The following is an 8,351-nucleotide window of genomic DNA, read 5'->3' as shown; positions in this document are numbered from 1 at the left end:
ATGAGTAATCAAATAACTATTACGTTGCCAGATGAGGTTTACAAACGAGCCGAACATTTCGCACGACTTGCAAACCGTGAGCTAGCAAGTATCTTAGCTGATACTATCCAATTTGGAATTCCATCAATTAGTGCAGTAGCAGCAGCTTTTGAACCTATATCAGCGCTCTCTAATGAGCAAGTTATGACTTTAACAGAATTGCAAATGGAATATGACCAAGATGTTCGTTTAAGTGAGTTACTAGATCGGCAGCAGGCAGGTACTATGACTGAGATAGAACGCTCAGAATTGCAAGCCTTGATGCAAATTTATCAGGAATTGCTACTGCGAAAGGCAACTGCATTAAGCGAAGCAGTCAAGCGTGGATTAATGGAACCTTTAAACTCATGAGTGATGGCAAAATACCTAAGGAAGTTCGGGAAAGAGTACGAGCACAGGCTAATAATCAATGTGGTTATTGCCGTAGGTTGTGATGCTGGTAGTTTCGTTTGAAAAACAGAGACATCTGTAATGCCAACAAGCAGCGAGTCTGAATACACTCGTTTTTCAACAGCTGCTCGATACTTTGGTGTTAGGAGTGGATTGAGAGATCGCGCCAACAAAACAATCAGCCAGGAGTGTACTTCTGACCATAACTCAGGATTTTCAAGATATGGATTCATTCCAGGAAAAGTTGGCTTCATCACTGACTTATTTTAGCTGAACGATCTTAGTTTTCTTCTCTTTCCGCTCTACAAGTACCGATTCTTGTTAGGTGAGGAATACCCACTATACAGTCATAGGTATTTTTTTGGTAGGAAGGGAGTAATCTCAGTTTAACGCGCCTTCTGCTTTCTTAGATAATATATAGTCAAGATTTTACCAAAGGAGTTGCTCGCGACCTGAAAAAAGTGTAAGACATTGCTCAGTTAAAACTGACTTTCAATCACCCCTTCTGCTTCATTGACTAAACAACGCAATTTATCAATAATTTCTCCTGACATATTTTCCCACAAACCTCGTTGATGAGCCTCTAATAATCTTTCTGCCATATCCCGCAATACCCAAGGATTATTTTGTTGAATAAATTGTTGAACTGTTTCATCAAATAAATAAGCCTCAGCTATTCCTTGATACATGAAATCAGCAACACAGTTAGTTGTAGCATCAAAAGCAAATAGATAATCTAGGGTTGCTGCCATTTCAAAGGCTCCTTTATAACCATGACGCATGGCTCCTGCTATCCATTTTGGGTTAACAACTCTGGAACGATAAACGCGAGTTATCTCTTCTGTCAGCTTGCGAACTTTTGGCTGTTGAGTACGGGAATTGTCACCAAAATAGGTAACGGGAGCTTTTCTAGAAACCGATTTGACAGCAACAGCTAAACCGCCTTGAAATTGATAGTAATCATCAGAGTCTAAGAGATCGTGCTCTCGATTATCTTGATTTTGCAAGACAATTTGCATGTTGTTTAACCTTTGAGTAAAAGCTTCTGGTGCAAATTTTCCTTCAGCTTTCCGGCTGTAAGCATAAGCACTCCAATTAATATAAGCACGAGCTAAATCGTCTTCATTTGTCCAGTTTTGCGATTCCATTAAACCTTGTAAACCAGCACCATAAGCACTGGGTTTTGAACCAAAAATTCGATAGAGCGATCGCGATTTTGCTTGTTCTGCTGTTAATCCTTGGTTTTCCCAAAACTCGGTTTCTGTTTTCACCTTAGCAGCCAAAGGATTTATCTCTTCAGGCTCATTTAAATTAGCAACAGCAGTGACAGCACTATCAAATAAATCCATCAAGTTAGGGAAAGCATCGCGGAAAAAACCAGACACTCTTAAAGTCACATCCACACGCGGACGACCTAAAATTGAAGGAGGTAAAATTTCAAAATCTACAACTCTTCTGGAGATACCATCCCAAACAGGTTTAACTCCTAAGAGTGCTAAAGCTTCAGCAATATCATCTCCTCCAGTTCGCATAGTAGAGGTTCCCCAAACAGATAAACCTAATGTTTGAGGGTATTCTCCATTTTCTTGGGTATATCTTTCTATTAATGTTTCTGCTGCTTGACGACCTACATCCCAAGCAGTTTCTGTAGGGATAGCACGAATATCGACAGAGTAAAAATTACGTCCAGTGGGTAACACTTCTGGTCTTCCCCTAGTTGGCGCACCCGATGCACCACTTGCGACATATTGACCATCTAATCCTTTTAATAAGTTAATAATCTCTTTCTCTGTTTGTTTGAGTGCTTTTAGGAGATAATTTTGAATCCATCTTAACTCTTGAGTTGTTGCTTCGCCACTTTCAGGTATTTCTTGGGTTTCAATAATGTAAGTGACTAACTCTGATGCATAATCTTCAATGACTTGGATAACATCACCTATGATTCGGCAGTTTTTTACCCCCCTTAATCCCCCCTTGTAAAGGGGGGATTCCAAAACTCCCTCCCCTTTGCAAGGGGAGGGTTGAGGTGGGGTCTTCTCAAATCTTTGACTGAAATCTACAGTTAAAGGGTCAAAATCTAATTGCCAATCCTTTGCAATTGCCCTCGTTAACCCCAATCTACCAACACCAGGATTTCTGGCAATAGCAACAATTAAATCGCGTAATTGTTCTCCTGATGGACATCGACCAAAAATGTGCAAACCATCCCGAATTTGGGCTTCTTTTAATTCACAAAGATAACCATCTGCTACATTGAGAAATGAAGAAAGAGTAGATTTATCGAAACAGGAAATATCAATTCCTAAATCTTGATGGAGATTTTCTTGCTCGATTAATTGAGTTATGCGATCGCTAATTGCAGGTAGTCGCGATGGCTCTAAACTTTGCGCTTCATAATACTCATCAATCAATGCTTCTAAGGAGTTTAAATTACCATATAATTCCGCACGAGTCATGGGTGGAGTTAAATGGTCAATAATGACTGCTTGAGAACGTCTTTTGGCTTGGGAACCTTCTCCCGGATCGTTGACTATGAAAGGATAGAGATGAGGCATTGCTCCCAAGACTGCTTCGGGATAGCAATTTTCAGACAGTGCTACACTTTTCCCCGGTAACCATTCCAAATTACCATGTTTGCCAACATGAACGATCGCATTTGCACCAAAATCTTGAACCAACCAGTGATAAAAAGCCAAATAGCTGTGGGGAGGCTCTAAGTCAGGTGCGTGATAATTCAAAGATGGATCGCGATCGTAACCCCGTGCTGGTTGTATCCCTACAAATATATTACCCAACTGTATACCAGAAACGGGGAAAGAATCAGTCTCTTCAGGAAAACCCCAACGGTTTTTGATTCCTTCTTGTACTGCTTCAGGTAATTTATAAAAATATTCTAGATATTTTTGTAAAGACAAAGATTGTCGTATCTTTCGGAATGGATATCCTTCTAAGTCGTTAGTGACACCAGTTGTTAATAATTGAATTAATTCCTCTCCTGTATTAGGAATAGTATCCACATAATAGCCTGCTAACTGTAAAGCCTGGAGAATTTCAATACAACTTGCTGGTGTATCCAATCCCACACCATTAGCTAAGCGTCCATCACGATTGGGATAATTAGCTAATATCAAGGCAATTTTGCGATTTTGTGGGGAAGTGTACCGTATTTTTACCCAATTTGCAGCCAAGTCTGCCACAAATTCAATACGAGAAGCAACAGGCTCATAGGTGACAATATCAGTTTGTAGTAGAGGGTTTTGAGTTTGTACTGCTTTGAAAGAGACTGCTCTTGTAATAATTCTGCCATCGACTTCCGGTAAAGCAACATTCATTGCTATATCTCTTGGTGTGAGTCCAGAAGACCCAGATTCCCACTGTTCGCGACTACTACCACTGAGAATGACTTGTAACACTGGTACATCTAATTGTTCCCAAAGTTCCACTTGTGGCGTTTCTGCTTCTAACTTCGCCAGAGAAAAACTTGTTGTATTTAATAAGAGATCTATATTCTGACTGCAATATTTTAACAACTCTGCTTGGACATCTGGCTCTCTCAAAGAAGAGACAAAGATAGGAACTGCTGTGAGATTTCTTTGTACTAAAGCTTGACAAAGTGCATCAATTGCTGATGTGTTTCCTGCTAAATAATGAGACCGATAGAAGATAATACCAATAACACCAACACCAATTTGGTTATCTGGTTTGTGTGGAGATATGAAATTATTCTCGTCTGGAATGCTGCGCGCACTCGTCTCTACTTGCGTGCTGCGATCGCGTGGCGAATATATTCCTACACGAGGTACTGGCTGGGGTGGATTAAAGATGTAGGAGCAACCGAGGAAAGTTGTAGCGATAAATTTGAGACTGTTCAGGTAATTGTCCGTACCGCCCTCATTAAAATACTGCCATATCCGATTAGCTTCTACTAGAGAAACATTAGAATGACCAATCAAATTTGGATCGGGTCGTTCATCACCTGGTAAGACAATCAATTTTGCCCCTGTCTCTTTGACTGTTTGTTCAACAACTTCTAATCCGTAACTCCAATAAGCACTACCGCCAAGCAACCGTAAAATAATAACTTCTGCAGCGCTTAATACATCTTCAGCATAAGTGTCAATTGTTAGTTGTTGCTGAAGTTGTAACAAATTGACAACCCGTAATTGTGGAAATTCCGAGGGTAATTGAGTAACAGCAATGGATAGAGTTTGAATGTCCGTATCCGCAGCTGTTATCAGGACAATAGGTGCAGATTGTTGTTCAATCAACATCACGCCTTCTGTAGACGGATTCCAACCTCCTGGTGTAGTTGCAAGACGATGCATAGGTTTTAAGTACGAGCTTTCCCGGTTTTGAGTGAGAGCAGTTTAGCACAAGAGCGAAACATAACCAACATTTCTGTGCCCAAGTCCTTCAGTACTATAAGACTACCTGCGTCATTCCTAATCTTTTCAATAGATAGCTAAATGCACAAATGGTTATCCGTGATGAGCTTTTGAAACTGCTCGTAGTCATTGCGTGTATCAAGATCGAATATACCATTTGGGAAAGGAAGACTGAAAACTTTCTCAGCATTTTGTTTAATAACCTGTCTTGCGCCCGCAGCACCACTAAGTGTAAGTAATTCTGCAAACAAATTGCGTTTGAATAACGCTGGTACCCCTTGGACTCCTCCATATTCTGAAGCAACAATTTGCCCATCTGTAGCCTGGAAGACATTAACAAGTTGATTGATGGTTTGGGTAGAAACGAATGGCTGATCGCACAGCATCAACACAACAGCTTCTACATCATCATTAAGGGCTTCCATCCCAGACTGAATTGAAGTACTCATACCTTCAGACCAGCGATCGTTTTCTACAATTCGTACATTAGATGACTCCACCTCTGGTCGAATCAGCTCGGCATATGCTCCCAGAACAACGATAACAGGGTTGCAGACAGAAGCAAGCGCCACCTCAACCATGTGGCGAAGCAAGCTCTGCTGTTGATACTGTAGCAATTGCTTTGGTGTACCCATACGGGTGGATGCACCAGCTGCTAGTAAAATCAAACCAATATCAGACATTTGAGTCGATCCATTCGTCAAAATCTAAGCGGATAAGCCTAAATTGCAATTGAGTGCGATGCTCTGGAGATTGGTACTGACAGAAGCTAGTGATTGCATTATTATACGTGGCAATTTGGCAACAACTTTATTATGGGGGAAAGTATTGTATTCTTCAATCAGTCTTACATAAAGACACGTGAACCTATCCCACTCATAAGATTCCTTTGAATCCAGATATGGATAGTAGCAAGTTTGATGAACGATCGAAATATACTTTTTGTCGTTCTTAACAAACAACTAGACGGCAATATTTATGTTGATACCAAGCATATACAATGTTCCTGCTGAAATCTAGGAACGGTAGCTTTAATAGAGCTATTCAGTAAGTAGAACAATTGTACTCTACGCCGTCAACCAAAATCAATCGCGATAAATGGCGGAAACTAAAAAATATATCTGTCTATAGATAGATACTGTTTTACATGTTACGTCTATCCAAAATTCTTTAACTTCATTCTGTAATATGCAATGAAAAAAAATCGTCCTGCTATTGGCATAGTTAGGAGACTATATACTTTCAAAACTAAGCTTTTCTTACTTATCTGTGTTTTTTTTATTAGTTTTTGTAGTATAGTCTTATCCAATGTTTTGACGACAAGTCAAAAAACTTTCGCCCAGCTCAACCTCCTACAACCAGCACCCAGCCAACCGATAGGTTATTACGATTATTTTGGCAAATTACTTAGCCCTCAAGAAGCTTCAGAACTCGTTGCAAGTAAAGAACTCGATCCTAACGACGCCATTTCTTACAAGCGAGTCGGAGCAGTTGAAATCACTCAAGAATTAATTGCAAAAGGTGAAGATATATTTCTCAACCGCAAAATTGGTGACACCTTCGGTTTGCAAGGAATATTCGGTCTTGGACAAGGTACAGCTATTCTCGCGGAAGAATTTACTGTAGCAATTTCCAATTTGCAAGGTCGCCCAACAACGAACTTACAAATTACCCTCCTAAAAGACATTACGCTAGGTAGCCGGACTTTTACAAGAGGAACTGTTATCAACACAGGCTTAAAGGTCGAAAAAGGAAGCACTACCACCTTGGGATCTGCACCAAATGGCAACATTACCTGTGCGCTATGCCATGCAAGTCTTTCAAACGAGGGTAAACGTCTTCTGGGAGTGGCAAATAGTGAAATTGCCTTTCCCTTCTTTCTGGCTTTGGCACCAAATTCAGCTGCTGGATTTTCACGCACAAAAATCGATCCCCTAGACCCACAATATCAAGGCAATGGCAAAACTATTATTGACAGTCAGGGGAATTTAGTAAAATTGCCAGATCCTGAGAAGTTTGAGAAAGCTTTTGACGATATCTTACTAGACTTACCTTTTGGTAATTTTGAAAGTTCAACAGATGGCATTAAAAATACCACTCAGATTCCTAATGTTTTCACTTTTAAGAGCCATCCTTATGGTTGGTCTGGAGAGAGCGCTGTTGGTCCGTTTGGAGGATTGGGTTCTCTTAACAATGGTGTTCACTCTTCAGAAATTAATGTTATAGCATCTGCACAACTCATTGCAAAAACTCTTGGCATTGACCCAGAAGTTTATATTGGTACGAGCATTCAGAATGCAGCCGATCCAAGATTACGTTTACCGGAAGGAATTACAGTAAAACCCTCGGAGTGGTTGCGGACAATTGCACCAGATATTGTCAAAGCAGAATTAGAAGACCAAGTTGTTGCTCCCGGTACCGGAACTTACCCAAACCTGCAGCCCAGCCTGTTTACGTTGAATGGTTTGGTTTTCAGCCCTAACACTGGAAACTCAGATGATGTTGCTAGTGGCACTTTCTTATTTGCTAACAATGCCATGTCTGCTTTCCAAAATAGCTTAGTACCACCTGCCAACCGCACATCGGAGAATTGGCAAGCATTGAACACTAATTCTGTTAAGCGGGGGGCAAAAGTGTTTGAGAAAGCCAATTGCACAGTTTGCCATATTCCACCCTTCTTTACCGACAATAAAATTTATCCGATTGATAAAATTCGTAGTAACCCAGCCCGTGCTCGGTCACGCCTAGTACTGAATGACTTGTTAGTACCACCAAAGCTATACACTTTTGACACTCCTGTTCCTATACCTGCTAACGCCGAAGAACTAGATGTGCCAACGCAAGGCATCTCTGAGGAACCCACGGCTTTACCCGAAGGTATCTTGCCGAATGGTGGTTACAAAACTCCTTCTCTACGTGGTCTTTATTTGAGCGCACCATATTTGCACGACGGTGGTGTAGCAGTACGAGCCGGAAGTTTGGAATTGCATGCAAATGGCAGCTTTAGTGTTGTCGATCCAAGTGGTTTGGGGTTAGCCAACACTCTCAGTCAAGGCATACCAGCAGATGCTGCTAGTAGCTTGCGTGCCTTGGTCGATCGCGAGCTTCGTGCTTTAGTTGTGCAAGCTAACAAAGCTAACCCTGGTTTAGTGCGTAGTAACCTTGACGGTACAGGTCACGAATTTTATGTAGATAAGCAAGCTGGATTTAATCCTAAGCAGCAAACAGATCTCATTAATTTTCTGCTAGCACTTGATGACAATCCTGGTAGTTTTTAAAGGACATCCCAATTTGGCACGTTGCTCTCAGAATAGAATTCTGAGGCTACACAAGCCAAGTCCGCAAGGCAAGGACTTCATAATTAAGTCCACGTAGGTGGTGAATCCAGTCCTGTAAACAGGTCTCCTACCGTAGGAACTGGTGAATCCAGTGCTCTTCGGTGGGTTTCTTGCGCCCTGCCGACTGGCGTATAGCCCTTGCGGGTATAGCCTATGGCATCGCGTAGCGTGTGCAAGGCACAGGTTCTTCCGTACTTAG

At 41.3% G+C, this 8,351-nt stretch carries 4 protein-coding genes and 1 pseudogene; 2 read left to right on the top strand and 3 right to left on the bottom strand.

The genetic code is table 11. The features are described 5' to 3' along the window. A partial coding sequence (locus F7734_RS42645) for a hypothetical protein (protein ID WP_155750431.1) occupies positions 1-390 on the top strand: 390 nt, incomplete at its 5' end. Between the two features lie 104 nt (positions 391-494). Here the strand turns inward: F7734_RS42645 and F7734_RS42640 are convergent. From F7734_RS42640 to F7734_RS42630, 3 genes and pseudogenes are all read right to left on the bottom strand, one after another. Then, positions 495-683: pseudogene (locus F7734_RS42640) on the bottom strand (DUF4058 family protein); the annotation flags it as partial. 225 nt (positions 684-908) lie between these two features. Next, complete coding sequence (cobN, locus tag F7734_RS42635; RefSeq protein ID WP_155750430.1) at positions 909-4,754, bottom strand: cobaltochelatase subunit CobN; 3,846 nt, start codon at positions 4,752-4,754, stop codon at positions 909-911. Positions 4,755-4,891: 137 nt separating this feature from the next. After that, positions 4,892-5,497, bottom strand: a complete 606-nt coding sequence (locus F7734_RS42630) for a nucleotidyltransferase family protein (RefSeq protein WP_155750429.1) — start codon at positions 5,495-5,497, stop codon at positions 4,892-4,894. Positions 5,498-6,127: 630 nt separating this feature from the next. Between F7734_RS42630 and F7734_RS42625 the strand changes: the two genes are divergently transcribed. Continuing rightward, a complete protein-coding gene (locus F7734_RS42625; RefSeq protein ID WP_347566377.1) occupies positions 6,128-8,092 on the top strand; it encodes a hypothetical protein in 1,965 nt (654 codons plus the stop codon). Positions 8,093-8,351 lie beyond the last annotated feature (259 nt).

It is taken from the genome of Scytonema sp. UIC 10036, from assembly GCF_009725235.1.
This window is presented reverse-complemented; position numbering and strand designations above follow the sequence as displayed.